General features: G+C 64.2%; 28 protein-coding genes. 16 read left to right on the top strand and 12 right to left on the bottom strand.

Annotated features, from left to right (window positions below; all coding sequences use genetic code 11):
* The first annotated feature begins 116 nt into the window (after positions 1-116).
* The 8 genes from BLT50_RS08210 to BLT50_RS08175 all read left to right on the top strand — a co-directional run bounded on the left by BLT50_RS08210 (position 117) and on the right by BLT50_RS08175 (position 5,402).
* Positions 117-410, top strand: coding sequence for a DUF1330 domain-containing protein (locus tag BLT50_RS08210; protein WP_090028339.1), 294 nt, complete (start codon positions 117-119; stop codon positions 408-410).
* The gene (locus BLT50_RS08205) at positions 410-877 is read left to right on the top strand and encodes a tellurite resistance TerB family protein (protein WP_090028180.1); all 468 of its coding nucleotides are present in this window, start codon (positions 410-412) and stop codon (positions 875-877) included. The genes BLT50_RS08210 and BLT50_RS08205 overlap by 1 nt, the downstream gene beginning before the upstream one ends.
* 42 nt (positions 878-919) lie before the next feature.
* On the top strand, positions 920-1,660 hold the full coding sequence (locus BLT50_RS08200) for a hypothetical protein (RefSeq protein WP_139170493.1): 741 nt from the start codon (positions 920-922) through the stop codon (positions 1,658-1,660).
* Positions 1,602-2,042, top strand: a complete 441-nt coding sequence (locus BLT50_RS08195; protein ID WP_090028178.1) for a tellurite resistance TerB family protein — start codon at positions 1,602-1,604, stop codon at positions 2,040-2,042. Before BLT50_RS08200 ends, BLT50_RS08195 begins: the two co-directional genes overlap by 59 nt.
* The gene (locus BLT50_RS08190; RefSeq protein WP_090028177.1) at positions 2,039-2,779 is read left to right on the top strand and encodes a phosphate/phosphite/phosphonate ABC transporter substrate-binding protein; all 741 of its coding nucleotides are present in this window, start codon (positions 2,039-2,041) and stop codon (positions 2,777-2,779) included. The genes BLT50_RS08195 and BLT50_RS08190 overlap by 4 nt, the downstream gene beginning before the upstream one ends.
* A 141-nt stretch (positions 2,780-2,920) precedes the next feature.
* Positions 2,921-3,697: an ABC transporter ATP-binding protein gene (locus tag BLT50_RS08185; RefSeq protein WP_090028176.1), complete on the top strand. Its 777-nt coding sequence runs from the start codon at positions 2,921-2,923 to the stop codon at positions 3,695-3,697.
* A gap of 34 nt (positions 3,698-3,731) precedes the next feature.
* Positions 3,732-4,463: a transporter substrate-binding domain-containing protein gene (locus BLT50_RS08180; RefSeq protein ID WP_090028175.1), complete on the top strand. Its 732-nt coding sequence runs from the start codon at positions 3,732-3,734 to the stop codon at positions 4,461-4,463.
* A 54-nt stretch (positions 4,464-4,517) separates the two neighbouring features.
* Positions 4,518-5,402 carry an ABC transporter permease gene (locus tag BLT50_RS08175; RefSeq protein WP_090028174.1) on the top strand — a complete coding sequence of 295 codons (885 nt, stop codon included), beginning with the start codon at positions 4,518-4,520 and terminating at the stop codon, positions 5,400-5,402.
* A 26-nt stretch (positions 5,403-5,428) separates the two neighbouring features.
* On the opposite strand, the gene BLT50_RS08170 is transcribed toward BLT50_RS08175, so the two are convergent.
* Complete coding sequence (locus BLT50_RS08170; protein ID WP_090028173.1) at positions 5,429-6,310, bottom strand: tellurite resistance TerB family protein; 882 nt, start codon at positions 6,308-6,310, stop codon at positions 5,429-5,431.
* A gap of 71 nt (positions 6,311-6,381) precedes the next feature.
* On the opposite strand from BLT50_RS08170, the gene BLT50_RS08165 reads away from it, so the two are divergent.
* The 7 genes from BLT50_RS08165 to BLT50_RS08135 all read left to right on the top strand — a co-directional run bounded on the left by BLT50_RS08165 (position 6,382) and on the right by BLT50_RS08135 (position 14,445).
* Positions 6,382-7,188 carry an ABC transporter permease gene (locus tag BLT50_RS08165; protein WP_090028172.1) on the top strand — a complete coding sequence of 269 codons (807 nt, stop codon included), beginning with the start codon at positions 6,382-6,384 and terminating at the stop codon, positions 7,186-7,188.
* 105 nt (positions 7,189-7,293) lie between these two features.
* The gene (locus BLT50_RS08160) at positions 7,294-8,643 is read left to right on the top strand and encodes a glutamine synthetase family protein (protein WP_090028171.1); all 1,350 of its coding nucleotides are present in this window, start codon (positions 7,294-7,296) and stop codon (positions 8,641-8,643) included.
* A gap of 65 nt (positions 8,644-8,708) precedes the next feature.
* The gene (locus BLT50_RS08155; RefSeq protein ID WP_090028170.1) at positions 8,709-9,404 is read left to right on the top strand and encodes a type 1 glutamine amidotransferase; all 696 of its coding nucleotides are present in this window, start codon (positions 8,709-8,711) and stop codon (positions 9,402-9,404) included.
* Complete coding sequence (locus BLT50_RS08150; RefSeq protein WP_090028169.1) at positions 9,401-10,759, top strand: glutamine synthetase family protein; 1,359 nt, start codon at positions 9,401-9,403, stop codon at positions 10,757-10,759. Before BLT50_RS08155 ends, BLT50_RS08150 begins: the two co-directional genes overlap by 4 nt.
* A 102-nt stretch (positions 10,760-10,861) precedes the next feature.
* Positions 10,862-12,166, top strand: a complete 1,305-nt coding sequence (locus tag BLT50_RS08145; RefSeq protein WP_090028168.1) for an NAD(P)/FAD-dependent oxidoreductase — start codon at positions 10,862-10,864, stop codon at positions 12,164-12,166.
* A gap of 117 nt (positions 12,167-12,283) precedes the next feature.
* Positions 12,284-13,483, top strand: coding sequence for a DegT/DnrJ/EryC1/StrS family aminotransferase (locus BLT50_RS08140; RefSeq protein WP_090028167.1), 1,200 nt, complete (start codon positions 12,284-12,286; stop codon positions 13,481-13,483).
* A gap of 59 nt (positions 13,484-13,542) precedes the next feature.
* Complete coding sequence (locus BLT50_RS08135) at positions 13,543-14,445, top strand: aminotransferase class IV (protein WP_090028166.1); 903 nt, start codon at positions 13,543-13,545, stop codon at positions 14,443-14,445.
* Positions 14,446-14,457: 12 nt separating this feature from the next.
* On the opposite strand, the gene BLT50_RS08130 is transcribed toward BLT50_RS08135, so the two are convergent.
* From BLT50_RS08130 to BLT50_RS08115, 4 genes are all read right to left on the bottom strand, one after another.
* Positions 14,458-15,423: a LysR family transcriptional regulator gene (locus tag BLT50_RS08130; protein WP_090028165.1), complete on the bottom strand. Its 966-nt coding sequence runs from the start codon at positions 15,421-15,423 to the stop codon at positions 14,458-14,460.
* 6 nt (positions 15,424-15,429) lie between these two features.
* Positions 15,430-15,996, bottom strand: coding sequence for a polyhydroxyalkanoate synthesis repressor PhaR (phaR, locus tag BLT50_RS08125; RefSeq protein ID WP_090028164.1), 567 nt, complete (start codon positions 15,994-15,996; stop codon positions 15,430-15,432).
* A 141-nt stretch (positions 15,997-16,137) separates the two neighbouring features.
* A complete protein-coding gene (locus BLT50_RS08120; RefSeq protein WP_090028338.1) occupies positions 16,138-16,584 on the bottom strand; it encodes a phasin, PhaP in 447 nt (148 codons plus the stop codon).
* A gap of 132 nt (positions 16,585-16,716) precedes the next feature.
* Entirely contained in the window at positions 16,717-18,510 is a 1,794-nt protein-coding gene (locus tag BLT50_RS08115) for a PHA/PHB synthase family protein (protein WP_090028163.1), read from the bottom strand.
* 113 nt (positions 18,511-18,623) lie between these two features.
* On the opposite strand from BLT50_RS08115, the gene phaZ reads away from it, so the two are divergent.
* Positions 18,624-19,898 carry a polyhydroxyalkanoate depolymerase gene (gene phaZ / locus BLT50_RS08110; protein WP_090028337.1) on the top strand — a complete coding sequence of 425 codons (1,275 nt, stop codon included), beginning with the start codon at positions 18,624-18,626 and terminating at the stop codon, positions 19,896-19,898.
* 7 nt (positions 19,899-19,905) lie between these two features.
* On the opposite strand, the gene BLT50_RS08105 is transcribed toward phaZ, so the two are convergent.
* The 7 genes from BLT50_RS08105 to BLT50_RS08075 all read right to left on the bottom strand — a co-directional run bounded on the left by BLT50_RS08105 (position 19,906) and on the right by BLT50_RS08075 (position 26,291).
* On the bottom strand, positions 19,906-20,145 hold the full coding sequence (locus BLT50_RS08105) for a hypothetical protein (protein WP_090028162.1): 240 nt from the start codon (positions 20,143-20,145) through the stop codon (positions 19,906-19,908).
* Entirely contained in the window at positions 20,135-21,622 is a 1,488-nt protein-coding gene (locus tag BLT50_RS08100; RefSeq protein WP_090028161.1) for a citrate lyase subunit alpha, read from the bottom strand. The genes BLT50_RS08105 and BLT50_RS08100 overlap by 11 nt, the downstream gene beginning before the upstream one ends.
* The gene (locus tag BLT50_RS08095; RefSeq protein ID WP_090028160.1) at positions 21,619-22,329 is read right to left on the bottom strand and encodes an alpha/beta fold hydrolase; all 711 of its coding nucleotides are present in this window, start codon (positions 22,327-22,329) and stop codon (positions 21,619-21,621) included. Before BLT50_RS08095 ends, BLT50_RS08100 begins: the two co-directional genes overlap by 4 nt.
* A 73-nt stretch (positions 22,330-22,402) precedes the next feature.
* Positions 22,403-23,383, bottom strand: a complete 981-nt coding sequence (locus BLT50_RS08090) for an alpha/beta hydrolase (RefSeq protein ID WP_090028159.1) — start codon at positions 23,381-23,383, stop codon at positions 22,403-22,405.
* Positions 23,383-24,144 carry an alpha/beta fold hydrolase gene (locus BLT50_RS08085; protein WP_090028158.1) on the bottom strand — a complete coding sequence of 254 codons (762 nt, stop codon included), beginning with the start codon at positions 24,142-24,144 and terminating at the stop codon, positions 23,383-23,385. The genes BLT50_RS08090 and BLT50_RS08085 overlap by 1 nt, the downstream gene beginning before the upstream one ends.
* A gap of 4 nt (positions 24,145-24,148) precedes the next feature.
* Positions 24,149-24,970 carry a creatininase family protein gene (locus BLT50_RS08080; RefSeq protein ID WP_175491426.1) on the bottom strand — a complete coding sequence of 274 codons (822 nt, stop codon included), beginning with the start codon at positions 24,968-24,970 and terminating at the stop codon, positions 24,149-24,151.
* Positions 24,971-25,034: 64 nt separating this feature from the next.
* On the bottom strand, positions 25,035-26,291 hold the full coding sequence (locus tag BLT50_RS08075) for an MFS transporter (RefSeq protein ID WP_090028156.1): 1,257 nt from the start codon (positions 26,289-26,291) through the stop codon (positions 25,035-25,037).
* Positions 26,292-26,339: the final 48 nt, after the last annotated feature.

The raw sequence follows: 26,339 nt of genomic DNA, 5'->3' as shown, positions 1-26,339 counted from the left end.
GCATTGCCGTCGACGACATACTTTTCGCCCGGGCGGCCCTGCTCGGGGCCGCGCCGCGCTTGACCGCGCCGGGACAGGCGCGCAGGATATCCACCGGAAAAGAACGAGAGACTGCAATGACCAAAGGCTACTGGGTGGCACATGTCCAGGTGGACGACCCCGAAATCTACGAGGAATACAAACGCGCGAACGCCGCACCCTTTGCAGAGTTCGGCGCGCGGTTCATCGTGCGCGGCGGCGAACAGCAGGTCCGCGAAGGCGAGGCGCGCGGCCGAACCGTGGTGATCGAATTTCCCACATACGAGGCCGCGCTGGCCTGCTTCGATTCGCCTGCCTACCAGCAGGCCAAGGCGATCCGCGATCCGATCTCGTCGGCGGACATGGTCATCGTCAAAGGGTATGACGGCTGATGTTCGAACGCCTGTTGTCGCGCTTTCGCGCCGGACAGCCTGCCCCTCTGCCACAACCCGATGCCGACCTTGCGCTCGGGGCGTTGCTGGTGCGCGTGGCGAAATCCGATCACACCTACCGGGTCGAGGAAATACAGCGCATCGACCGGCTGATCGCGCGCCTGTTCGAACTGAACCCCGTTCAGGCCGCCAAGATGCGCGCGACCTGCGAAAAGCTGGAAAAACAGGCCCCGGGCACGGGCCATTTCGCGCAACTCATCCATGACAACGTGGATCATTCACACCGGCTGGACGCGTTGCAGGCCATGCACGAGGTGATGATCGCGGACGGCACCGCCGTGGAAGAGGAGGTTGCGCTGATCCACGCCCTGACCGAGGCGCTTGGCCTGACACCCGAGGACGAGGCGGCCGCACGTGAGCGTGCCGAGGCGGGACATGTGCTGCCGCCGGCGCATCCCAAAGGCTGACATTCGCGAAAACGTGCTATCATTCGCGCCATGCGGCGTATCATGTGGTGGTTTATGTGCATCTGGCCCGCGGGCGCGCTGGCCTGCGAAAGACCGGTCTGTGCCATCGACCCGTCCGAGTTGTCGCTGGCACGGCTTGTCGATTTCGAAAACCTGCCCAGCGGTTTCGGCCCCGGACGCCTGTATCGCGACGTGATCGAGGCCGACGACGTATCCTTCGGCGAGCACCTGATCGGTCAGGCGCGCGATGCAGAGGGCGATTATGACCGCATCGACGGGCCGGCGATGCCGCCCTTGCGACTGGGCCGCGCGCCGCGCGGAGAGTTGCTGAGCATCACGCGTGTCGGCACCAGCCAGGTTCTGAACGGCCAGGGCCCCGCCGGGTTTCCGAAACGCGAGGCCGAGGGCGAAGGCGCCATCGCGATTCTTTTCGCGCATGACCAGGCGGCTTTGTCCTTCGATGTGGTCGGCGGCGAAGGGGGCACCGGTTTCGTTCTGTTCCTTGCGCGCGACGGCACGGTGCTTGACCGGCATGATCTGCCGGACCTTCGCGAAGACATCCGGGCCTTTCACACGCCGGGCATGGTGGAACGGATCGCCGCGCTGATCATGATGAACGACGACCCCGAAGGTATTGCCATCGACAACCTGCGCTATGACCTGATCCGTCAAATGGGTGCGATTGGGCTTGGCGGCGCCGGACGCGCGTCTTATGTCTTGGCGCATGCTGTCACAATTCCTGTCCCGCCTCCTGACCCCGCAACCGCAAACCCTCCCCGATGAGGACGCGCGCCTTGCGCTGACCGCCCTTCTGGTGCGCCTGGCGCGATCGGATGGCGATTACGCGCCCGCGGAAATCGCGCGTATCGACCGGATCGCACAGGCCCGTTTCGGCCTGACCGAGCACGAGGCGCAGGCCCTTCGCACGCAGGCAGAGGCCGTCGAGGCCGAAGCCCCCGACACCCACCGCTTCACCCTCGCCATAAAAGAGGCCGTTCCCTATGACGACCGGCTGGGCATCGTCACCGCCCTTTGGGAGGTCGTGCTGGCCGACGGTGTGCGCGAGGCCGAAGAGGACGCGCTGGTGCGCATGGTGTCCTCGTTCCTTGGCGTGTCCGACCAGGACAGCGCCCGCGCCCGCCAAAGGGCGGAGCGCGAGGGGTGATCGCCGCCCTGCCGATGTACGACCTGCCCTGGCTGCGCGCCGAAACGGACAGGCTGTGGCAGGCGATACACGACGAACTGCCCGATGCGCCGAACGCGCTGACGCGGGACCGGGACGCCTGGGAAATCTGGCAATCGCCCAACCTTTTGCTGGCGCAAACCTGCGGCCTGCCTTTTCGGGCGCGGCTGAAGGATCGCGTGACGATGGTGGCAAGCCCGGATCACCGGCTGCCGGATTGCCCGCCCGGGCATTACTACAGTCAACTGATCCGCCGCTGTGACGACACGCGCGACCTGGCGGCTCTGGTGGAAGGCGTGATGGCCTATAACGAGCCGTTGTCGCAATCGGGCTGGGCCGCCCCGTTTGCACATCTGGCGGCACGCGGGCTGGCGCCGGGACGGCTGCTGAAAACAGGCGCGCATCTTGGATCTGTTGCCGCCGTGCTGGACGGCCGCGCCGATTTCGCAGCGATCGATGCGGTGACGCTGTCGCTGTTCGCCCGGCATGATGCGGATGCGGCGGCGGGGCTCGACCTGTTCGATCGCACGGCGCCCACGCCCGCCCTGCCCTACATCACCGCGCCTGCGCATGACGCCGCGGGTCTGGCCGCGGCAATGACCCGCGCCATCGCCGGGCTGAGCCAGGACGACCGCGACGCGCTGTGCCTGCACGGGATCGTGTCGATTCCGGCAGCGCGCTACACCGCGCTGCCCCTTCCGCCGGCGCCCAAAGACTGAGCATCGCTGCCGAAATGACGGTTGACCACGGGTCAAATTGCGCAAATCCCGCGCATACCCGGCGCTTTGCAAGTTGCAATAGCCCAAAATTTCAGCCCTATTGGCTGCCGAATAACAAAAAACACCGCAACGGGGGGATACGTGGCGGATACAGATCCGGTCATCGAAATACGTGACCTGCACAAGGCCTATGGCGCGCTCGAGGTGATCAAGGGCGTCGATATCGTGGCCCGCAGGGGCGACGTCGTATCACTTATCGGGTCGTCAGGCTCGGGCAAGTCCACGATCCTGCGCTGCGCGAACCTGCTGGAAGACAGCCAGCAAGGCGACATCCTGTTCAAGGGCGAGCCGGTGAAATGGCGCGGCACCGGGCATGGCCGCCATCCCGCCGACCCGGCCCAGGTGCTGCGTATCCGCACGAATCTGTCGATGGTTTTCCAGCAGTTCAACCTCTGGGCGCACATGACCATCCTGCAAAACGTGATGGAGGCCCCGGTGACGGTGCTGGGCCGTCCGCGCGCCGAGGTCGAAAAAGCCGCGCGCGCGTACCTGGACAAGGTCGGCATCGCCGACAAGGCCGATGCCTTTCCGGCCCAGCTTTCGGGCGGGCAGCAACAGCGCGCCGCCATCGCCCGCGCATTGGCGATGGAGCCCGAGGCGCTGCTTTTCGACGAACCGACCAGCGCACTCGACCCCGAGCTGGAACAAGAGGTCGTCAAGGTGATCAAGGCGCTGGCCGAAGAAGGCCGCACCATGCTGGTCGTCACCCATGACATGCGCATGGCGGCCGATATTTCGAACCACGTCGTTTTCCTGCACGAAGGCCGGATCGAGGAACAGGGCCCGCCCGACTCGATCTTTGGATCGCCGCAGACAGAACGGCTCAAGGGGTTTTTGTCGGCCACTCTTCACGAGTGACCGGCCAAACAACACTCAACCAAGGGAGAAATCCATGAACAAACTGATCCTGACCACAGCCTCGCTGGCGCTCTTTGCCAGCATGGCCGCCGCAGGCAGCCATTCCGTGACCCGCCTGGGCACCGAGGGCGCCTACCCTCCGTGGAACTTCATCAACGACTCGGGCGAAGTCGACGGGTTCGAGCGTGAACTGGGCGACCAGCTTTGCGAACGCGCGGGCCTGACCTGCGAATGGGTCACGAACGAGTGGGATTCGATCATCCCGAACCTCGTTTCGGGCAACTACGACGTGATCATCGCGGGCATGTCGATCACCGACGAACGCGAAGAAGTAATCGACTTTTCCGAGAACTACACCCAGCCCGATCCCTCGGCCTACCTGGCGGCATCGCCTGACGTCGATCCGGCAAACGCCGTGATCGCGGCCCAGGCCAGCACGATCCAAGCGGCCTTCATTGCCGAAAAAGGCTGGACGCTGCTGGAATTCGCAACGCCCGAGGAAACCATCGCCGCCGTGCGCAACGGCGAAGCCGACGCGGTTCTGGCCGACAAATCCTACCTCGCGCCCGTGGCCGAGGAAGATTCCGGTCTTGTCATGCTCGAGCAGGAAGAACTGATCGGCGGCGGCGTGGGTCTGGGCCTGCGCGAGTCCGACGGCGAGCTGAAGGCGAAGTTCGACGCGGTCATCTCCGAGATGAAATGCGACGGTTCGCTGAACGCGCTGATCGAGAAATGGGAAATCGGCGAAGCCTTCCCGGACTGCTGATCCTGACAGGCGGGGCGTAACCACACGCCCCGCCCCTTTTTTCCTGCGGAACCGATGTTTTCCTACTGCACCGATCCAGAAACCCTGTCCGGCCTGAGCTGGCTGTCGTGTTACCTCACGACGGGCAAGCACATGTCGTTCTACTGGTCCTTCGGAACGGTGCTGTTGCTGCTGGCGATCACCGCGCCGGCGGCGCTCTTGTTCGGGTTCGGCGGCGCTTCGGCGGCACGGTCGCGCATCGCGCCTGTGTGCTGGCTGGGCAAGGGTTATATCGCGGTCGTGCGCGGCGTGCCCGATATCGCGTTTTTCCTTTTCTTCGTGATCGCACTGGACCAGGGGTTCGAATACCTGCGGCACCAGTGGATGTGCCCCGACTGGGATCAGCCGATCCGTCAGGGCAACGATTTCATCGTCTGCGCGCAAGCCAAGCTGCCGCTGTCGACCTCGCCGCAAATCTGGCATGAAATCTACGGTTTCTTCCTGGCGGTCCTGACCTTCGCCATCGTGTTCGGCGCATTCGCCGCCAACGTGCTTTACGGCGCGATGCGCGCCGTGCCGCAGCCACAGCTTGAAACCGCCGCCGCTTACGGCATGACCCCGCGCCAGACCTTCTGGCGCATCCTTGTGCCGCAGATGTGGGTCTATGCCCTGCCCGGCCTCGGCAACCTGTGGATGGTGCTGATCAAGGCCACGCCGCTTCTGTTCCTGCTGGGTGTCGAGGATATCGTCTACTGGGCGCGCGAACTGGGCGGAACCAAGACCGCGCGCTTTACCGACTACCCCCATGGCGACTGGCGCATGTGGTATTTCGGGGCGCTGCTGATCTTTTACCTGCTGTTCACCCGCGTTTCGGAAATCTTCCTCGACCGCACGATGAAAAAATTGACCCACGGCCAGGCCACGATGGGCGGCGAAGCGCAGAGAAAGGCCGCGGCATGATGGGCTTCAGCACAGGTTTGGGCAGGCTATTCGCCTACGGCGTAAGTTTCGCTCATCCAATCGGCTATTTCTGCAAGGAAGTTGTATTCCTCTTCAACAATTATGCCGTCTGCTTCGACAACGCGGCAAAGAAACTTGAAAAGCCTCTTACAGCGGTCTTCCGGCCAAGTGACGATAACGCGCAGCGCTTCGTCCAAGTCCTCTCGCGTGGGGCGAAGGCGGCCTATGAGGCGGCCAAGTTTGTCAAGGTCATCAATACTGGGAATGTCCGCCACAACACCGGACTCGCACAGATGATTGGCCTCGGTTTCCGAGTATTGCATGATACGGTCAACTTCCTCGGGGGGAAGAAGACTGTCCGCTCTGGCGGCCGCGGCAAGAACAACCAGTGCCGGCTTCATTTCGCGCCGCATAAGAGTGTACATAGAAGCACCAGAGCGCACCCCGCCGTTCTTCGGTTTCTTCTGCTTCGCAGGGGTCGCGTAACCGATTTCATCTACAAGAAGGCTGTTGAAGAAGAGCATGGCGTCTTCAACAACCCCGTCATCGTCGATAACGCCCTCGATGCGGTCGATCCGAAATGTTCTAGCGGCCTTTCTCTCGTGACAAATGGCACCAAGAAAGACATTGGAACCCCGCCGGTCGACCCAGCGTGTCGTAATGCGCCTTCGGCTGTGATTTTTGGCAGCGTCGCAGTAGTCGATGACAAGAAACATCGGCTCGAGATCGTAACGGATTTTCTCACTCGTATTGGTGTCCGGGGCGAGACACCCGGCTTCTTCGAGCTCGCTCAGCAAGTCTTCTTTTGGTTCAACCGCGACAAACACATCAGGAGGAGTGGCGATCTCTATCCCAACGGCGTCGGTGTCAGAGGGGGTTCTTCTCTTCAACCATTCGAGAATTCTCATTTGGCACCTTTCACCTCATTCTCCCATAAGGTGATTTCAAATGAATCAACTCCCGGCAAGGGTTTGTTTGCATGAGTTGCTGGGAAACCATCGCCGACTATGGCCTGCGCAGTATCGGGGTGGGCGAACGCCTGTTGCCGCGCTCGGATTTCACGCTGTGTCAGCAGGTCGTGCTGATCGGCTCGGGGATGATCTGGAACGTCTATTTCGGTGCGCTTGCGCTGGCCTCGGGGTTTTTCCTGGCGACGGCGCTGGCGATGGGCAAGGCCGCGCGTAGCTGGCCCATCCGCAAGCTCAGCGAATGGGTGATCTTCGTCTTTCGCGGCAGCCCTCTCTTCATCCAGTTCTTCTTTGCCTATTTCCTGTTCCTGTCGCTGAAGAACGTGGTGCCGTTCTTTACACCGCTCACCAGTGCGTGGGCCGGGGCGCTGGTCGTGCTGTTTCTCAATACCGCGGCCTATTCGGGCGAGATTTTCTATGGCGCGCTGCTGTCCGTGCCCAAGGGCGAAACCGAAGCGGCCGATGCCTACGGGTTTTCCGGCTGGAAAAAGTTCCGCAAGATCACCTGGCCCACGATGCTGCGGCTGGCATGGCCCGCCTACACGAACGAGGCGATCTTTCTTTTCCATGCCACCACGCTGGTGTTCTTCAGTGGATTTCCCGCGCAGGGGCAGCAGGGCGACGCGCTTTATTACGCAAGCTATTTTGCCGACAAGACGTTCAACCCCTTCGTGCCCTACCCGATACTTGCGACCTATTTCATCATCCTGACATTGCTGATCGTGGGGCTGTTCGGGCTGGTGAACCGGCGGCTCAACCGCCACCTGCCGCAGGATCAGCGGCGCAGGATGAAACTGCGCCCAAACCTTTTGCGCTGACAGCCCGAAAACCGCCTGCCGGCACGAAACCGCGCGATTTGCCTTGATTTCCGCGCGGTTTGAAGGCTATCCAATATTTGATCAAATTTTCAGACGGCCCTTCCAATGACCTCCTTCACGCCCACAGACTGGCTCCGCGCGCATCCCGAAGTGCGCACGATCCGTGTCGCCGCCTCCGATCTCAACGGTCAGCCGCGCGGCAAGCGCATCCCCACCCGTTTTGCCGATCGCGTGGTCAAGGACGGGACACGGTTTCCGCTTTCGGCCCTCAATCTCGATATCTGGGGCGAGGATATCGACGACAGCCCGCTTGTCTTCGAAAGCGGCGATGCCGATGGCGTGCTGCGCCCGACCGAGAGGGGTTTCATGCCGATGCCGTGGCTGTCGGCGCCCACGGGTCTGTTGCCGATCTGGATGTTCCACGAGGATGGCCGCCCCTTCGACGGCGATCCCCGCCACGCGCTGGCGCGTGTGGTCGAGCGTTTCAAGGCGCGTGGCCTGACCCCCGTGGTCGCGGTCGAGCTGGAGTTTTTCCTGATCGACGACAGCGGCAAGTCGCTGCAGGTGCCGATCAGCCCGCGTTCGGGCAAGCGGCGCAAGGCGGCGGAAATCCTGTCGATCCGCGCACTCGATGCGTTCGACCAGTTCTTTACGGACCTCTACGACGCCTGCGAGGAAATGGACATTCCCGCCGACACCGCGATTTCCGAGGCGGGGTTGGGCCAGTTCGAGATCAACCTGATGCACCAGGACGACGCGCTGCGTGCCGCCGACGATGCGTGGCTGTTCAAGATGCTGGTCAAGGGCATGGCGCGGCGGCACGGGTTTGCCGCGTCCTTCATGGCGAAACCTTACGAGGACTACGCCGGCAGCGGGCTGCATGTGCATTTCTCGGTGCTGGACAAGGACGGCAACAACATCTTCGACGATGGCGGCCCCAAGGGTTCGGACGCGCTGCGCCATGCGATTGCAGGCTGCCTCAAGGCGCTGCCCGACAGCATGCTGATCTTTGCACCGCACGCCAACAGCTATGACCGGCTGGTGCCGGAAAACCACGCCCCCACCGGCATCGCCTGGGCCTATGAAAACCGCACCGCCGCGATCCGCGTGCCCGCCGGCAGCCCGGCCGCGCGGCGTATCGAACACCGTGTCGCGGGCGGCGACGTGAACCCCTATCTGCATCTGGCCGCCGTTCTGGGCGCGGCGCTGACCGGCATCGAGGATGGCGAAGAGCCGCCCGCGCCGATCACCGGCAACGCCTACGCGCTGGATCTGCCCCAGGTGCCGAACACCTGGGCCGACGCCATCGCGGCCTTCGATCAGAGCGACCGGATCAAGCGCATCTTCGCGCCCTTGCTGATCCAGAACCTGCTGCTGACCAAGCGGCAGGAGATGCACTACATGGCCGAGCTTACCCAGCAGGAACAGGTGGAAATCTACCTCGACACGGTCTGAGGCGGGCCTTGCCCGCCTGCACCGCCCTGCGATACGCTCTGACCATCCAAACCCATTGGTGACCCATGAAAATCGGCATCCTGCAAACCGGCCACGCCCCCGACCAGATCCGGGAGAGCGTCGGCGACTACGAAGACATGTTCCATCGCCTACTTTCCGCGCATGGTTTCACGTTCCAGACCTGGAACGTCGTGGACGGCGAGTTCCCGTCCGGCCCCGACGCCGCCGACGGCTGGCTTGTCACCGGCTCGAAACACGGCGCCTACGAGGACCATCCCTGGATTCCCCCGCTCGAAGCGCTGATCCGCGCGATCCGGGACAGCGGCCGGCCGCTGGTCGGTGTCTGCTTCGGGCACCAGATCATCGCCCAGGCGCTGGGTGGCAAGGTCGTGAAATTCCCCAGCGGATGGGCCACCGGCCCGCAAGAATACGACCTGGCAGAAGGCGGAAAGATGACACTGAACGCGTGGCATCAGGACCAGGTGGTAGACCTGCCGCCCAAGGCAAAGGTTCTGGCACGCAACGCGTTTTGCGAAAACGCTGCGCTGGCGATCGGCGACACGGTTCTGACCGTGCAGGCCCATCCCGAATTCGGGCGTGACGTGATCGAGGGCCTGCTCGATCACCGGGCCACGGGACTGGTGCCCGACGACCAGATCGCCGCCACGCGCGCAAATCTCGACACACCCACGCAAGGACCGGATTTCGGGGCACGCATCGCCGCCTTTTTCCACCAGCACGCATCGGAGGACGCGGCATGAGCGACTGGACAGACCAACTGCCCGAGGCCGCCAGCGCCTATCTCGAAGGCCGGCGCCTCGACGAGGTGGAATGCATCATTTCTGACCTGCCCGGCATCGCTCGCGGCAAGGCGGTACCGGCATCGAAATTCGGCCGGATGGAATATTTCCACCTGCCCGACAGCATCTTTTACCAGACGATCACCGGCGACTGGGGCGAGGCCGCGGGCGAAGAGGGTTTTATCGAACGCGACATGCTGCTTTACCCCGACATGTCGACGGCCACCGCCGCGCCCTGGACGGCGGACTGGACGCTGCAGGTGATCCACGACGCCTTTGACCGCAAGGGCGATCCGATTCCGTTTTCGCCCCGCAACGTTCTGAAGCGCGTGGTCAAGCTTTACCATGACCAAGGCTGGAAACCCGTGGTCGCCCCCGAGATGGAATTCTATCTTGTGGCGCGCAATCTCGACCCGGCCAAGCGGATCGAACCGATGATGGGCCGTTCGGGCCGTCCGGCTGCTGCGCGGCAGGCGTATTCGATGTCGGCGGTGGACGAGTTCGGGCCGGTGATCGACGACATCTACGACTTTGCCGAAGCGCAGGGCTTCGAGATCGACGGCATCACGCAGGAAGGCGGTGCCGGGCAGTTGGAGATTAACCTGCGCCACGGCAGCCCGGTCAAGCTGGCCGACGAGGTGTTCTATTTCAAGCGCCTGATCCGCGAGGCGGCGCTGCGGCACGATTGCTTTGCCACCTTCATGGCGAAACCCATCGCCGAGGAACCCGGCAGTGCGATGCATATCCACCATTCCGTGCTGGATATCGAAACAGGGCAGAACATCTTTTCGGGCCCGCAAGGGGGTGAAACCGACGCGTTCTTCAACTTCCTCGGCGGGATGCAGAAATACCTGCCCTCGGTCATCGCGGTCATGGCGCCCTATGTGAACAGCTATCGCCGTTACGTGCGCGATCATGCGGCGCCCATCAACCTGGCCTGGGGGCGCGACAACCGCACCACCGGCATCCGCGTGCCGCTGTCGCAGCCCGAAAGCCGCCGGATCGAGAACCGGTTGGCGGGCATGGACTGCAACCCCTATCTGGGCATCGCGGCCTCGCTGGCCTGCGGGTATCTCGGGCTGATGAACGAGGAATGGCCGGACAAGCAGTTCAAGGGCGACGCCTATGAAAGCGAAGAGGACATTCCCCGCGTTCTGGGCGAGGCGCTGGACCTGTTCGAAGGCGCGGACAAGGTGCACGAGGTGCTGGGCGAGGAATTCGCCCGCGTCTACGGGATCGTGAAACGCACCGAATACGAGGAATTCCTGCAGGTCATCTCGCCCTGGGAGCGTGAGCATCTGCTGCTGAACGTCTGATCCTGCTGGGGTTCGCCACGCCTTTGGCGCGGCGACCATGCGGGGGGCGCTGCCCCCCGCCCCGGGATATTTCAGGCAAAAGGAAGAACGGGGACCGTCCTGATGGATTTGCTTTATTCCAACGACCGCAAGGGGTCCTATCCGCAAAGCTGGTACGCAGCCACGGCCAATGACGCGCCGGACCGGCCATCGCTGAAGGGCGAGGTTCGGGCGGATGTCTGCGTGGTGGGTGGCGGGTTCACCGGGCTGTCGGCAGCACTGCACCTTGCGGAAAAGGGCGTCGACGTCGTTCTGGTCGAGGCGCATCGCGTGGGTTTTGGCGCGTCGGGACGCAACGGCGGACAATTGGGCAGCGGCCAGCGGCAGGACCAGGAGGCGCTGATCCGCATGGTCGGGCGCGACTCGGCACGCCAGATGTGGCAGTTGGGCGAAGAGGCCAAGCAGGTGGTACGCGGGCTTATCGACACCCATGGGATCGACTGCGACTATCGGCCCGGTGTGGCCTGGACCGGGTTTTCCGACAAGGAAACGCGCGAGCTGCATGGCTATGCCGACCTGCTGGAACGCGAATACGGCTATGACCAGATCGAACGGCTGGATGCCGGGGCGTGCCAGGCGCTCTGCCCCTCGCCCGCCTACAAGGGCGGCATGCTGGATATGGGGGCGGGCCACCTTCATCCGCTGAATTTCGCGCTGGGGCTGGCGCGCGCGGCCGAGGCGGCGGGCGTGCGGATATTCGAACGCAGCCATGTCCACCACATCGAGGACGGCACCCCGGCAGAGGTGCGCTGCGACACGGGCCGGGTGGTCGCCGAAACCGTGGTGCTGGCGGGCAACGGGTATCTTGGCGGGCTCAACCGCAAGGTCGCGGCGCGGGTCATGCCGATCAACAATTTCGTGGCCGCCACCGAACCGCTGGGCGACCGCGCAGCCGAAGTGCTGACCCGTGACGTGGCCGTGGCCGACACCAAGTTCGTCGTCAATTACTTTCGCCTCAGCCGCGACAAGCGCCTGCTTTTCGGTGGTGGCGAGAGCTATGGCTACCGCTTTCCCGACGATATCGCGGGCAAGGTGCGCAAACCGATGCTGGAGATCTTTCCGCATCTGCGGGACGTCAAGATCGATTACGCCTGGGGCGGCACGCTGGCGATCACGATGAAGCGCCTGCCCTATCTGGGCCGCGTCGGCAAAAGCATCCTGTCGTCCTCGGGCTATTCCGGGCATGGCGTCGGCACCGCGACCCATGCCGGCATGCTGATGGCGCAGGCGATCATGGGGCAGACCGCCGGGTTCGACGCGATGGCGCGGCTGCCCGTGCCGCCGTTTCCGGGCGGGCCCGCCTTTCGCACGCCCCTGCTGACGCTGGCGATGACGTGGTACGCGTTGCGCGACCGGCTGGGCGTCTAGCATCACTGAAAAAACGGCAAACTGTCGCGCGCAACGCCTTGCGGGCGCGCGTGCCCTTGTATTTTGCAGCCAAGCATTTAAGAAAAACGGAAAGGGACTTTCAGGAAAGCCGAAAACATGACACTCGCCCCCAATGTCTACGACGCCGAACCGATCCCCCCCGCCGCGCGCGAAGAGATCGAGCGGCTTCTGCAATCCGGCGATCTGTTCCGCTATACCGCACCGCAAGATGCACCGGTGGCGCTGCTGGAACGCGAATTCGCCGAGATGATGGGCGCGCGCTATGCGCTGGCGGTGTCTTCCTGTTCGGCGGCGCTGTTCCTGTCTCTCAAGGCGCTGGACTTGCCGCGCGGTGCGAAAGTCCTGATCCCCGCCTTCACCTTTGCCGCCGTGCCCTCGTCCATCGTGCACGCGGATTGCGAACCGCTGCTGTGCGAGGTTGGCGAAAACTACCGCATCGACCTGGCCGACATGGCCGACAAGATCAGCCAGGCGGATGCCGTCATGATCAGCCACATGCGCGGCCACACCAGCGACATGGACGCGATCATGCAGGCCGCGGCGATCCATGGCCTGCCGGTGATCGAGGACGCAGCCCATTCGCTGGGCACCCGCTGGGACGGGCAAAATATCGGTACGCTGGGCAAGATCGGCTGCTTCAGCTTTCAATCCTACAAGCTGCTGAACAGTGGCGAGGGCGGCATCCTGATCACCGACGATGCCGATATCCTGGCCCGTGCGGTGATCATGTCGGGCGCCTATGAACACAATTGGCGCAAGCACGGCACCGATCCCGCGCTGGAGGCTGCCTTCGCGCGGCATCAGAACCAGCTGCCGCTTTATAACCTGCGGCTGGGCAACCTGTCGGCCGCAGTGGTGCGCGCGCAACTGCCCGAAGTGGCGCGCCGCGTGCGCGACGGTCGGCGCAACCACGATCATGTCGCGGCACAGCTGAACCTGTCGCCCTGGATCGAGGTGCCTGACAAGCTGGCCAAGGAAGACCGTGCACCCGATTCCATCCAGTTCAACCTGTGCGGCATGTCTGAGGACGAAATCCGCGCCTTTGCCGACGCAGCGGCCGCGCGCGGCGTCAAGGTTCAGGTCTTTGGCCTGAGCACGGACAATGCGCGCGCCTACTGGAATTGGCAGTTCCTGCATGACCTGCCCGATCTGCCGCAGACGCGCGCCATGCTGATGCGGGCCTGCGACGTGCGGCTGCCCGCGCGGCTGACCCTGGAGGAATGCGATTTCGTCGCCGATGCGCTGGTGCGCGCCGCCCAGGAGATCAAGGGCAACCTGCGCGCCACCGGCACCTGAGCCCACTTGCCAAGCGCTCCGCCCGCGCCCATCCTGCCTGCGTAGACAGGAGGGACGCGATGGCGGATCTGAGCAAGGGCGCAGCATGGATGGCGGGGGAAATCCTGCCTATATCCGAGGCGAAAATCGGCGTGACGGATTGGGGCCTGACCCATTCCGACGTCACCTATGACGTGGTGCCGGTCTGGAAGGGCGGCTTTTTCCGGCTGGACGATTACCTCGACCGGTTCATGGACAGCCTTGCGGCGATGCGGCTCGATCCCGGTTTGACGCGGGCGCAGATGGCGCAGGCGCTGACCGAGATGATGGCGGCCAGCGGGCTGCAGGACGCGTATTGCGCGATGGTCTGTGCGCGTGGGGCCCCAATCATCCCCGGCAGCCGCGATCCGCGCGAATGTGCCAATCATTTCTATGCCTGGTGCGTGCCTTACGTGCATGTCATCCCCTTCGACGTGGCTGAGGCGGGCGCCAGTGCGCTGATCCCCGACACGCCCCGCCGCATCCCCGAAGACAGCGTGAATCCGCGCGCAAAGAATTATCATTGGGGCGATTTCACCGACGGGCTGTTCCAGGCGAAGGACGCCGGGTTCAACACGGTGATCCTGCTGGACCACGCCGGAAACGTGACCGAAGGGCCGGGCTTCAACGCGTTTGCGATCAAGGGCGACAGGTTGATCACGTCCGGGCATGGGGTGCTGGGCGGCATCACCCGGCGGACGGTTCTGGAAATGGGTGCCGAGGCTGGCCTGACCTGCGAAGAACGCCCGCTGCCGCTGGAGGAATTCCTGGAAGCGGACGAAGTGTTCCTGTCGTCATCGGGCGGCGGCGTGACACCGGTTGTGCGCGTGAACGACCGCGTCTTCGGCAATGGCGCGCCGGGGCCGAGGGCGCGGGCGTTGCGGGGCACCTATTTCGAATGGCTGGAGGCGCCGCGTTTCCGCACGGAAATCGCCTATGCCTGAAGGACGGCCCGACTAGTGCAGGGTCAGCACATCGGCCATGAACGGATAGGCCGCGATCGCGGGGTTTATCACGACCTCTTTCAACAGCGGCTTCAACTCGCCCGCGACGCGCGCGGGCATGTCCTGCAGGATGCCCTTGCGCGCCGTCAGGGAAATCGTGCGCGACAGAGGCGCGAATGGCAGCGGCATCACGTCGATCTGGTCGGCAAAGCGGCGCGCGCGCATCAGCGCGAGGGGCGTCAGGATCGTCCAGCCCGCCCCCTGCCCGACCATGGCAAGGATGGCGTGATAGCTGTCCAGTTCGAACCGGTGCGACAGGGTCAGGTTCTGCCGTGCCAGGTGCGCGGCGATCAGCCGGCCCATGTGATGGCGCGTGGTATATTGCACCAGCGGCAGCGTCTTTAGCTGTTTCAGCGCATCGCGGTCGGGCCTGAGCCGCCCGCGCGGGGCGGCCACGACGAACCCTTCGGTCAGCAACGGATGCAGTTCCATCCAATCGGCCTCGGCGCCCATTTCGGCGGCCACGATCACATCCAGAGCGCGGGCGTCCAGCAGGTCATGCAGATAGTGGCTGGCCCCGGTTTCCAAAAGGAATTGCGAGGTTTTCAGATCGCCGGCCAGCCGCGTCAGCAGGCGCGGCGTCACGTCGGCCTCGAAATCCTCGATCATGCCAAGGCGGAACCGGGTGAGGTTCGTCATGTCCGCCATCGCCAGTTCTGCGCGGGCCAGAGCGGCCTCGTTCAGGATGGTTCCCGCGCGGCGGCGAAAGATTTCACCCGCGGGTGTCAGAACCACGGGGCGCGTGTTGCGTTGCAGCAAGGTGGCCCCGATCGCGCCTTCGAGGTTCGTCAATTGCTGGCTGACGGCCGATGGGCTGGCCCCCAGCCGCCGGGCTGCGGCCGAGATGCTGCCCTCTTCCGCGGTGGCAACGAACACCTCGACGCCCCAGAGCGTGATCCTGCCGGGGCTGTCCACCATGTGCGCTTACTTGTCCATCTTCGACAGCTTGGCCTGCAGATCGGCCAACTGGCGCTTGATCTCGTCCAGGTCGTCGGTTTCTGCAGGTGCCTCGCCGCCGGTTTCGGCATCCTTGCCCGGCCCGCTCCACTGGCCCGACATGCCGCCCGTCATCGCCTTGAGAAAGGCCTGTTGCTGCGCCTGCAGCGCCTCGAACCCGGGCATCTGGGCCATCGGGTTAACCTTGGCCATGTTTTCCATCATCTTGGACTGGCCGTCGCGCAGCATCTCGAACGAGGCCTGCAGGAATTGCGGCACCATCGACCCGGCCTGATCCGTGTAAGAGCGCACGAGGTCGGTCAGCACGTTCACCGGCAGCATGGTTTCGCCACGGCTTTCGTGTTCTGCAATGATTTGAAGCAGATATTGGCGTGTCAGGTCGTCGCCCGATTTCAGATCGACGATCTGAACCTCTCGGCCCTCGCGAATGAAGCCCGCGATATCCTCGAGCGTGACGTAATCGCTGGTCTCGGTGTTATAGAGCCGCCGGCTGGCGTAACGTTTGATGAGCAGCGGTTTTTTATCTTCGGCCACCTGGCGGTCCCTCCCCAATGCAGCAGTGCAGCGAAACACTAGGACAGGCCGAATGAAAAAGAAAGGGCGGGCACAAAGGCCCGCCCGATGTCTGCATCCGTCAGGGAGGAGGGAGGATGCAGTTTCCTGTTGCCGGTCGCCTTACTTGGCGGCAGCGGCCTTCTTGGCTGCTGCGGTGGCGTCTTTGGTCATCTTCTGGACGGTTGCCGATGCTTCTTCGGTCATGTCCTTGCCGGCTGCCATCATCAGTTCGACGGTGTCCATCTGAACCTTCTTCGCGATTTCAGCGAAAGCGGCCATGTTTTCGGCGGCCACTTCGGCCTGGGCCGATGCGAAATCTGTCATTGCCTTGGCGTAGTCGGCGGGTTCTGCCTTCGCCTTGGTCATGTCAGCCATCTTGGCGATGGTTTCCTTGGTCCACTTGGCGGAGATTTCCGAGGATTTCTCGGCTGCGGTCAGTGCGACGCCGGCCAGCTTTTCGTTCAGCGTGGCTTGGGTCTTGAACGCGTCTTCCATCACTTTGGTGTCCACGGGGAAGGCACCCATCATGTCCTTCATCATCGCGGTGAAATCTTGTGTCTTTGCCATGGTCTCGATCCTTTGCATTTTGCGCCGGGCCATCCCCGGCTTTCTGCGTCTGCAAAGAATATGCACGCTGCACCGCAGCATTTCAAGTGTTTATGCTGCAGTGCAGCAAAAAATCTGCTTACCCTGCGTAAATCAATGATTTTCCGTCCGCCGGACATAGGTTCCGGGGGCCGGACACAGCGCCGGATGGCTCGAATCACCCGGTTCACGCGCGGGAACCATCTTGCCCGACCGCTTGGTCAGCCACTTGTCCCAGCGCGGCCACCACGACCCTTCGTTGAAACTTGCCCCTGCCAGCCAATCGTCGGCCGACAAGCTCAGGTCGGCATTGGTGTAGTGGCCGTATTTCTTCTTGCTGGGCGGGTTCACGATGCCGGCGATATGACCAGATTGCGAAACGATAAAGGTCTTGTCCTTCGCCCCCATCTTCTGTGCGCCGCGATAGCTGTCTTTCCACGGCGCGATATGATCGGTTTCGCAGGCGACGAAACAGACGGGTATATCCACGTCCTCGAGCGCCAGACGGTCGCTGCAGAGTTCGATCCCCCCGCTTGCGAATTCGTTGCGCTGACACAGCCCACGCAGGTATTCGCGCGCCATCTGCCCCGGCAGGTTGGTGCCGTCGCCGTTCCAATAAAGAAGATCGAAGGCCGGCGGCGTTTCCCCCAGCATGTAGGACCGGATCGCCGGGCCATAGATCAGGTCGTTCGAGCGCAGGAACGAAAACGTCCGCGCCATGATAAAGCTGCGCAGATAGCCCTGCGCCTCGACCTCGTCCTCGATCCCGTCGATGAAATCGTCCTGCAGGAACGGCGTGAATTCGCCCTGGTCGGAAAAATCGGTCAGGGTGGTGAAGAACGTGGCCGATTTCACGGTCTTGTCGCCGCGATGCTTGAGCAGGGACAGAACCATCGCCAGCGTCGTTCCGGCGATGCAGTAGCCGACGGCGTTGAGCTGTTTCTGCCCGGTGATGTTCTTGATCTCGCGGAAGGCGGCGAGGTAGCCGTCTTCGATATAATCCTCCAACCCGACGTCGCGATAGCTGGCGTCGGGATTGACCCAGCTTACGACAAACAGCGTATAGCCCTGTTCGGTGATCCACTTGATCAGGCTGTTTTCCGGTTTGAGATCGAGAATGTAGAACTTGTTGATCCAGGGCGGAAAGATCACGATCGGCGTGGCGTGGACCTGTTCGGTCGCGGGCGCGTACTGGATCAGCTCCATCATGCGGTTGCGATAGACCACCTGCCCCGGCGTGGTCGCGATGTTTTCGCCCAGGCGAAACGCTTCTTCGTCGGCCAGCCGCACCAGCATTTCGCCGTTGTTGGCCTCGAGATCGGCCACAAGGTTTTCCAGCCCCTTCACCAGGCTTTCGCCGTCGGTTTCGATCGCGCGTTCCAGCGCGTCGGGATTGGTCGACAGGAAATTCGTCGGCGCCAGCATGTCGATGATCTGGTTCGAGAAATATTCGAGCCGCCGGCGTTCCTTGGGCTCCAAATCCTCGATATCGGCCACCGCCTTGCGGATCGCCTCGGCGTTCAGAAGGTATTGCTGCTTGATGTAGTTGAAATAGGGATGCGTCTTCCACAGCGGGTTGGCAAAGCGCCGGTCGGTCGGGGTGTCGTCCTCGGGCGCCTCGAGCTTGCCTTGCGCCAGTGCCTGCTGCGCCTCGAGGAAATGTTTGACCGACTTGCCCCAGTATTCCACCTGCTGCTCGAAAATCCGGGCGGGGTTGTGCATCATCTCCTGCCAGTAGCCCTGGGTGGCCTTGACCATCAGGTCGGGGCCAGGGGCGTTCAGTGTCGGATTGACAGGGTCGCGCCGCGACATGGCCGCGATCAGGCGCTGGGACAGCTCTTCGACCTTGGCGAGATTCGCGTTGAGCCGTTCCAGATTTTCACCTGCGACGTTGTCTTTAGTTGTCATATTAACAGATTCCCCGTATCTTCGCTGCTACGCAGCATAAGGTCGCCAAGTAGACAGGGCGGACGCGACCGGCAAAAACGGGCAACATGCCCGGCAACATGGAGATACCGCAAATGCGCTACATGGCCACATACGATCTGATGGAAACCATGCGCAACACAAATCAATGGCTGGGTGCCTCCGCCCTTTCCTTTGCATCCTACCCAATTTTCAGCATGGTGCCAAATCCCGCACTGCAGTGGATGGCCGCCTGGGGCGAGGTGACGGAACGCACCTTCCAGCGCATGGTCGCCAAACCGGATTGGGGTATCCGCACCTTCACCTGCGAAGACGGCAAGGACCATCTGGTCAACATCGAAACGGTGGTCGAAAAGCCCTTTGGCGACCTGATCCATTTCAATGTCGGGGGCCGCGCCGAACAGCCGCGCAAGATCCTTCTCGTCGCGCCGATGTCGGGCCATTACGCGACGCTTCTGCGCTCGACCGTGAAGTCGCTGATCGTCAACAACGAAGTGTATGTCACCGACTGGCATAACGCGCGCGACATCCCGGTGTCCGAAGGCAAGTTCGATGTCGAGGATTACACCCTCTACCTTGTCGATTTCATGAAGCATCTCGGCCCCGACACGCATGTGATCGCCGTGTGCCAGCCCGCGCCGCTGACGCTGGCCGCAACCGCATACCTGGCCGAGGAAGAGCCCGACGCACAGCCGCGCACCCTGACCCTGATCGGCGGCCCGATCGACCCCGACGCCACCCCCACCGACGTGACCGATTTCGGCAACCGCGTCACCATGGGCCAGCTCGAGGAAATGATGATCCAGCGCGTCGGTTTCAAATACGAAGGCGTGGGGCGCATGGTCTATCCGGGCCTCTTGCAACTGGCATCGTTCATGTCGATGAACGCCGACCGCCACTCCAAGGCGTTCCAGGACCAGATTTCGCGCGTAATGCGCGGCGAGGCGTCGGATCACGATGCGCATAACCGCTTTTACGACGAATACCTTGCCGTGATGGACATGACGGCCGAATTCTACCTGTCGACGGTGGAGCGGGTCTTCAAGAACCGCGAAATCGCGCGCAACGTCTTTACCGTCGCGGGCAAGAAGGTGGATATCGGCAAGATCACCAAGGTCGCGGTCAAGACGGTCGAAGGCGCGAATGACGACATCTCGGCCCCCGGTCAGTGCGTCGCGGCGCTTGGTCTTTGCACGGGTCTGCCCGACAGCATGAAGGCCAGCCATGTCGAACCCGGCGCGGGTCATTACGGCATCTTCGCGGGCAAGAGCTGGCGCAACAACATCCGCCCGCTGGTTTTGGATTTCATGAACGCCAACAGCGGCAAGAAGGCGCTCAAGCCCGCCAACCGCAACGCGGCGGCCAAGTAGGCCGGGTCTAGTCGTCCTTGCGGTGGCGCCCACGCAGCCACCGCCAGAGCGGCACAACGTCCAGCGCGGCGATGGCAAGGCCCAGCGGGATCATCCAGAACCCCAGCACCGGCAAAAATCCGAACACGCCGCCCACCATCACGATCAGGCCGACCACCAGACGCAGGCCCGGCGGAATGTGCCGGCGTGCCCATATCTGGGTGCGCTGGCGGGCGCGCTTCAGGCTCTTGCGCCAGTCATCCGCCATCGCGCCCCCTGACCAGGTCGATCACGCTGCCGTCGCGGTATTCGCACACGGCCACGACCGGACCCTGATCGCCCCGAGTTTCCGGTAGCGGCAGGCCCCTGCGCATCTCGTCCAGCGAAACCACGGGCAGACCCGCCGCGCGGGCGCGGTCGATCAGTTCGGTGCGGGCGGGGTTGATGGCGATACCGGCCTCGGTCACGACGGCGTCGATATCGCGCCCCGGCGTCGTCCGGCAGGTCACGCGGTCGACGATGCGGCTGCTTCCGCGCGCGGCACGGCGCGTGACGATGATCGTCAGATCGGCCCCGGCCGCACAATCGGCGTGACCGCCCGATCCGCCAAGGATCGCGCCATCGCTGCCGGTGGTGACGTTCACGTTGAACTCCAGATCGACCTCGGCCGCACCCAAAATCACCACATCGAGCGCCCCAACGACTGAATCGGCCCGGTCGGGATGGGCATATTCGCTGGCAGACATCGGGCTGTGGCCCGGATCGTCCCGCAGGCTTTCGACACCCGCAAGATCGAAGCACTGCACATCGCGAAGCACCGGAAACAGGCCCGCGCGGTGCAGGTCTACAAGCGGTGCCGTGATACCCCCGCAGGCGAAGCCGCCGGTCACGCCGGCATCGCGCATGAAACTGCCAAGCCGCGCCGCGACGGCCAGCGACACCGCCCCTGCCCCGGTCTGAAAGTTCAATCCGTCACGCATTGCGCCGGATGCCGCGATCAGACGTGCGGCCATGTCTGCGATGCGCAGCCCCTCGGGGTCTTGCGTGATCTGCGTCGTGCCCGAAACGATCCCCGCCGCCGCGCCGATGCGGGGCAGAACGACGATCTGGTCGACCTGATGGCCGGGAATGGCCGGGGCCACGGGCAGCGTGTCGACAAGGCAATCCGTCACCGCGATGACATGGCGCGCATGGGCGGCATCGGGTTGGGCATATCCCATCGGGCCGAACGCCTCGTCCCCGTAAAGCCCGGTCAGGTTGCCCGCGCGATCCGCCATCGCCGCGGCGATCACGGCGACGTCCGGCACGGTACGGCCGCTTTCGACATCGCGCGCACGGCCCCCATGTGTCGTCAGAACCGCCGGGCGCGCCAGCACACCTTGCCCCAGCGCCTGCGCCACCGGACCCGAGACATAGCCCGTGCGCAGCCCCGTCACCGTGCCGCGCGCCATGTGGCCCACCAGCGGGGCATGAACCGGAAAGACCGAACTTGGGCAGAGCGTCAGATCGCCCACGCCAAGCCCCGCCGCCGCATCGAGCGTGGCGTTCAGAACCCCGTCGCCGTTGCGCAGATGGTGATGAAAGGACACGGATTGCCCATCCTGCAGACCGGCCGCACGCAGCGCGCTTTCCAGGTCGGGCGCGAATGACAACCCCGCCGCCCGCCGCTCTGGCCGGGTAGGCCACGCGGGCATGGCCGTGCCGAAGGGCACGACAGGGCCGTATCCTGCCAAACGGTCCGTCATTGCAGCACGAATGGCTGCGCCAGCCAGCCCCGCAGAGCCGCGGTCACCGCGTCCGGGGCTTCCATCGTCGGCAGGTGACCGGCATCTTCCAGGATTGCCAGTTCCGCATAGGGGATCAGCTCGGCCATGAAACTGTGGCGCTTGGGCGGGGTCAGCCCGTCATGCGCGCCGCACAGCACCAGCGCGGGCACCTTGCAGCGGCGCAGGGTCGGCTGCTGGTCGCGGCGGCGTTGCAGCGCGCGGATCTGGCGGGCGAACACCTCGGGGCCATGATCGGCGGCCATTTCCAGAAAACGGTTCATAATCCCCGCGCGCCCCGGCCCCGGCGCCAGGTAATCGGGGCGCATCATGTCGCGCAGGGCCTCGTCCAGCCGCCCGGCGCGCGCCTTGATCAGAAGCGGCTCGTAGGCGCTGGCGCTTTGCGGCGTTTCCGCCAGCGGGTTGGTATCCATCAGCGCGATACGCGCCACGCGATCGGGTGCACGACGCAGGATTTCCATCGCGACGATACCCCCCATGCTCAGCCCGGCCAGCGCAAACTTGCGCGGCAGCGCATCGAGCAGCCCGCTCGCGATTTCCTCGATACGTTCTCCGGCGCTGATCGGGGCGACCATGACCGGGCGCTCGCGCGACAGCTCGTTCACCTGCGGTTCGAACAGGCGCGCGTCACACATCATGCCGGGCAGAAAGACCAGCGGCTCAGCCATTTTCTAACGCCCCCCTCACGCTTTCACACTGACGCGATATGCCTTGGCGGCCGAGCTCCTGCAATCCCGCACCTCACATCCCCCGCACCCAGTCGAGGATTATTCCGGTCGCCTCAGCGGTCGTTCCGGGCGACATGATATCGCCGGTGATCACGTGGGCGTTGGGATCGTCCCGCGGCCCAAGGCGCGGCGCCATCACCGTGACAGGCCCGCCCCAGCGTTCGATGATCTCGTGGGTGCGGGACGGAACGACCACCTTGTCGTGTTCCGAGAAATAGAACAGCGCCGGTGCGGTCGCCCGGCCGAAATCCTGCGCCACGGCATGTTGCACCAGCGCGGCCAGCGGCAGAACGGCGGTCGATGGATAGCTAGTCGTCCAGCTTGCGGCCTGCGCGTCGCTTGCGGGCTCGTAGCTGCGGGTCGCGCCGAAAAGGACGGGCAGCCATTGCCGCGCGGCGGGCAGGGTCAGCAGCGGCGCGGCGGGGTTGTTGATACCGAAATTGGGCGCGACGAACACGATCCCCTTCAATCCTCGCGACATCTCCGGGTCGATTGCCGCCAGCGCGGCCAGCGTTCCCCCGGTCGAGGTCGAGATGATCACCACCTCGTCGCCCACGGCGCGGGCCACCTCCATCGCTTCGGCGGCATCCGCGATCCAGTCACCGGCGCGGGCCTCGCCCATCGCGCCGCTATCGCGCCCATGACCGGCGAACCGGGTGAAGACAAGGTTCGCGCCCAAGGCCCCTGCCACGTTGTCGGGCACCGGACGGATTTCGTTGGCACTGGCGGAAAAGCCATGGAAATACACCACGCTCAGCGGGGTCTTCGCGCCCGGCGCACCGGCCCAGACGATCTGCTTTTGCTGACCCGGCCGGATGTCGCCGAACCGCGCCTCGCGCATGGCCAGATAACCCGCCGGATCGGCGGCAATCGCATCCCGGTCCAGAGTGATTTCTGCGTCGACGGGTTCGTACGGGCCCAGCACGAAAAGGCCGGCGGCACACACGGCCAAGAACAACAGCCCCCGGCCAAGCCATTTGACCGCGCCGCGCATCACGCGCCCCCTATCCGCGCTGTCACCTCCTCGATGGACTGCACGATCAGGCCCAGGCAATCGCTGTCCGAGAACCGGTGATCCGCCCCGTCCACCAGCGTCAGGCGCATGTCCGGGCCCTGGGCATGTTCCAGCAGCCGCAACGCGACCGACATGTCCACATCCGCATCCGCCGTGCCCTGCAGGAACCGCACCGGAAACGGCAAGGGCAGCGCGTCGCGCAAAACCAGTTGATTGCGGCCATCCTCGATCAGGCGCCGCGTGATGACATAGGGGCTGTCATCGTATTCGCTGGGCAATTCGACCCGGCCGTCCTTTGACAACGCGGCACGCTGCGCGTCGTCGAAACCCGCCCACATCGAATCTTCGGTGAAGTCGGGCGCGGCGGCGATGGTCACCAGACCGGCCACGCGTTCGGGCATCGCGCGGCATGTCAGCAGGGAAACCCAGCCGCCCATGGACGATCCGACAAGGATCTGCGGCCCCTCGGTCAGGCCCGCGATCGCGGCCATGGCATCCGCCGCCCAATCGCCGATGCAGCCATCCTCGAAATCGCCCGAGCTCTGGCCGTGACCGGAATAATCGAACCGCAGAAAGGCCCGGCCCACCGTACGCGCCCAATCTTCGAGATGCAGCGCCTTGGTGCCTTCCATGTCGGATTTGAACCCGCCCAGGAACACCACACCTGGGCCAGTGCCTTCGGTCTTGTGATACGCGATGCGCCGCCCCTGCGGCGTGTCGATGTAGCTGGGTTCGGTCATACCGTCACTCTTTGCGAAAGTTCACGCCCTGGGTGCCGGCGCCGCGCATGTCCTGCGGTGCGGCCCATGTGGCCGGATCGGTGATCAGCGCAGCGACCGCCTCGGCGCCCGCCTGCAGCAGGCGTTCCCCTTTTTCCGCGCTCGAACGCGTCGGGTTACCCGCAAGGCCGTTGGCCGTCATGTGGGCGAATGGCCGCCAGCGATAGCCGGATTTGCCGGCCTTGAGAAAACTGGCGCCGCTGTCTTCGCCCATCTGGACGATACCGCCCAGATCGGAAGTGTCGACCAGATCGCCCTCGCAGGCCATCATCATGGATGTCTCGCCCTCGCCCGCATGCATGATCTGGGCCTGATCCTCAAGTATCCCGCCATAAGCCTCGGCGGCTTCCATCGGATAGGTGACGAAGGCCAACGTGGCCTCTACCTGCGGGGCAAGTTCGTCGATGATCTGCTGACATGAGATGATATTACCGCCATGGCTGTTGGAAATCAGGATGTCGCGGAACCCGAGCCGCGTCAGAGCGTCGATCAGATCGGCCAGGATGGCCCGGAACGTCGCATGGCTGACCGTCAGGGTGCCGCCGAAGGGCATGTGATGTTCGCTCAGCCCCGACCAGACAACGGGCGTCACCACCACGGGCCGCGTGTCATAGGCGATGCGCGCGGCGCGGTGGGCGATTTCGTATCCCAGCCGGGTGTCGGTCATCGTCGGCAGATGCGGGCCGTGCTGCTCGATCGAGGCGACGGGCAGGATTACCACGGCGTTTTCGTCGGCCAGCTGGCGCAGTTCATGCGCCTTCAGGCGCGCCCAGTCGGTTTCCGGCATGTTGCTCTCCCTTTTGCGCCCATAGTGCATGCGAGAACAGCAGGTGCAATCGGGTATTCGGGCGTCAGGTGTCTTCGACTTCGCGCAGGCCCAGCGCGAAGGCCGCGCCCAGAACCGACAGCACCGCAAACCCGGTCAGCGCCCAGCCCGCGCCGATGGCGGATAACGCCCCACCCAGCGCGCCAACGATCAACAACAATGTGCCGATGACCGTGTTGGCCAGCGCCGCGTAGGAGGCACGGGCATCCTCGGGCGACATGTCGACCAGGTAGGTCGAGCGACCCTGCCGCACGCCATGATAGGCGATCATCTGCACGAACAGCACCGCCGGGATGCCCCAGCCGCCCGCCTGCCCCGCCAGGTGCAGGCCGACCGCGCCCAGCATGGCGATGGCGGCCACGATGCCCGCAAGGACCAGCACCAGCCGCGAAGACCGGTCGGAAAGCCGCCCCCAGACATACGAGGACAGGAACGCCGCCGCGCTCGATGCCAGCACCAGAGCGCCCAGCTGGTCCAGCCCTGCCGCCCCGGCCTGACCGGCAAGCACGACGAAATAGGGCGGCGCCAGCGAGGTGACGACCAGCAGCCCGCGCACGGCGATGAAGCGGCGCAACTGCGCATCGCGGCGCAGGATGCCGACATAGTCGGGTCGGTCCTTGGCGCCGGGGTCTTCGCTTGCGGGTTCGGCCAGCGTGGCGAGGATCGCCGCCGCCACGACCCAAAGAACCGCCGCCAGAACCACGGCCCAGATCACGGCGGCGCGGCTTTCCAGCAAGCCCGACAACAGCAGCAGCGCAAAGCCGAACACAGCCGCCGCCGACACCGACCCGGCAAACCCCGTCACCGCGCCCCGCCGCGTGTTGCCGACGGTCTTGCCGAGGATATCCTTGTAGCTGACCGAACAGGCCGCACGCGCCAGCGCCAGCACCGCGAGCAGTGCGCAGACAACAAGCCCCGCCTGCCAGCCCGACAGCATGGCCGTGGCAATCGCAATTCCCGCCGCGGCCATCCCCTGCACCGCCGAGCCCGCGACCCACATCCATTTGCGCTGCGTCATGCGGCGCAGGATTGTGGCCAGACCAAGCTGCGGCAAAAGCGCGCCAGCCTCGCGTATCGGGACCAGCGCACCGACGAAGGCCGCAGGCGTGCCCAACCCGGTGAGCAGCCAGCTCAGAACCAGTTTGGGGTCGATCAGCCCGTCGGATATCTTCGTCAGGCTCAGCGCGGCCATGTGGCGCAACCCGTTGCGGGCCTCGTGCTGTCCGCCATCGGCCTCGCCGGCCAGCGTTTCGAACAGCTCTTGTGAGCGGCTGTCGGTCATTCCCTCATCCAATCGTCACGCGGCAGGCACCCGCGCCGTGCCTGTCCT

The organism is Lutimaribacter saemankumensis (genome assembly GCF_900100005.1).
Lineage (GTDB): Bacteria > Pseudomonadota > Alphaproteobacteria > Rhodobacterales > Rhodobacteraceae > Lutimaribacter > Lutimaribacter saemankumensis.
This window is presented reverse-complemented; position numbering and strand designations above follow the sequence as displayed.

Excerpts from the sequence above, each read along its gene's own strand:
- BLT50_RS08210 (WP_090028339.1), top strand. The coding sequence starts at position 117 with ATGACCAAAGGCTACTGGGTGGCACATGTCCAGGTGGACGACCCCGAA.
- BLT50_RS08205 (WP_090028180.1), top strand. The coding sequence starts at position 410 with ATGTTCGAACGCCTGTTGTCGCGCTTTCGCGCCGGACAGCCTGCCCCT.
- BLT50_RS08200 (WP_139170493.1), top strand. The coding sequence starts at position 920 with ATGTGGTGGTTTATGTGCATCTGGCCCGCGGGCGCGCTGGCCTGCGAA.
- BLT50_RS08195 (WP_090028178.1), top strand. The coding sequence starts at position 1,602 with ATGCTGTCACAATTCCTGTCCCGCCTCCTGACCCCGCAACCGCAAACC.
- BLT50_RS08180 (WP_090028175.1), top strand. The coding sequence starts at position 3,732 with ATGAACAAACTGATCCTGACCACAGCCTCGCTGGCGCTCTTTGCCAGC.
- BLT50_RS08175 (WP_090028174.1), top strand. The coding sequence starts at position 4,518 with ATGTTTTCCTACTGCACCGATCCAGAAACCCTGTCCGGCCTGAGCTGG.
- BLT50_RS08170 (WP_090028173.1), bottom strand. The coding sequence starts at position 6,310 with ATGAGAATTCTCGAATGGTTGAAGAGAAGAACCCCCTCTGACACCGAC.
- BLT50_RS08165 (WP_090028172.1), top strand. The coding sequence starts at position 6,382 with ATGAGTTGCTGGGAAACCATCGCCGACTATGGCCTGCGCAGTATCGGG.
- BLT50_RS08160 (WP_090028171.1), top strand. The coding sequence starts at position 7,294 with ATGACCTCCTTCACGCCCACAGACTGGCTCCGCGCGCATCCCGAAGTG.
- BLT50_RS08155 (WP_090028170.1), top strand. The coding sequence starts at position 8,709 with ATGAAAATCGGCATCCTGCAAACCGGCCACGCCCCCGACCAGATCCGG.
- BLT50_RS08150 (WP_090028169.1), top strand. The coding sequence starts at position 9,401 with ATGAGCGACTGGACAGACCAACTGCCCGAGGCCGCCAGCGCCTATCTC.
- BLT50_RS08145 (WP_090028168.1), top strand. The coding sequence starts at position 10,862 with ATGGATTTGCTTTATTCCAACGACCGCAAGGGGTCCTATCCGCAAAGC.
- BLT50_RS08140 (WP_090028167.1), top strand. The coding sequence starts at position 12,284 with ATGACACTCGCCCCCAATGTCTACGACGCCGAACCGATCCCCCCCGCC.
- BLT50_RS08135 (WP_090028166.1), top strand. The coding sequence starts at position 13,543 with ATGGCGGATCTGAGCAAGGGCGCAGCATGGATGGCGGGGGAAATCCTG.
- BLT50_RS08130 (WP_090028165.1), bottom strand. The coding sequence starts at position 15,423 with ATGGTGGACAGCCCCGGCAGGATCACGCTCTGGGGCGTCGAGGTGTTC.
- BLT50_RS08120 (WP_090028338.1), bottom strand. The coding sequence starts at position 16,584 with ATGGCAAAGACACAAGATTTCACCGCGATGATGAAGGACATGATGGGT.
- BLT50_RS08115 (WP_090028163.1), bottom strand. The coding sequence starts at position 18,510 with ATGACAACTAAAGACAACGTCGCAGGTGAAAATCTGGAACGGCTCAAC.
- phaZ (WP_090028337.1), top strand. The coding sequence starts at position 18,624 with ATGCGCTACATGGCCACATACGATCTGATGGAAACCATGCGCAACACA.
- BLT50_RS08105 (WP_090028162.1), bottom strand. The coding sequence starts at position 20,145 with ATGGCGGATGACTGGCGCAAGAGCCTGAAGCGCGCCCGCCAGCGCACC.
- BLT50_RS08100 (WP_090028161.1), bottom strand. The coding sequence starts at position 21,622 with ATGACGGACCGTTTGGCAGGATACGGCCCTGTCGTGCCCTTCGGCACG.
- BLT50_RS08095 (WP_090028160.1), bottom strand. The coding sequence starts at position 22,329 with ATGGCTGAGCCGCTGGTCTTTCTGCCCGGCATGATGTGTGACGCGCGC.
- BLT50_RS08090 (WP_090028159.1), bottom strand. The coding sequence starts at position 23,383 with ATGCGCGGCGCGGTCAAATGGCTTGGCCGGGGGCTGTTGTTCTTGGCC.
- BLT50_RS08085 (WP_090028158.1), bottom strand. The coding sequence starts at position 24,144 with ATGACCGAACCCAGCTACATCGACACGCCGCAGGGGCGGCGCATCGCG.
- BLT50_RS08080 (WP_175491426.1), bottom strand. The coding sequence starts at position 24,970 with ATGCCGGAAACCGACTGGGCGCGCCTGAAGGCGCATGAACTGCGCCAG.
- BLT50_RS08075 (WP_090028156.1), bottom strand. The coding sequence starts at position 26,291 with ATGACCGACAGCCGCTCACAAGAGCTGTTCGAAACGCTGGCCGGCGAG.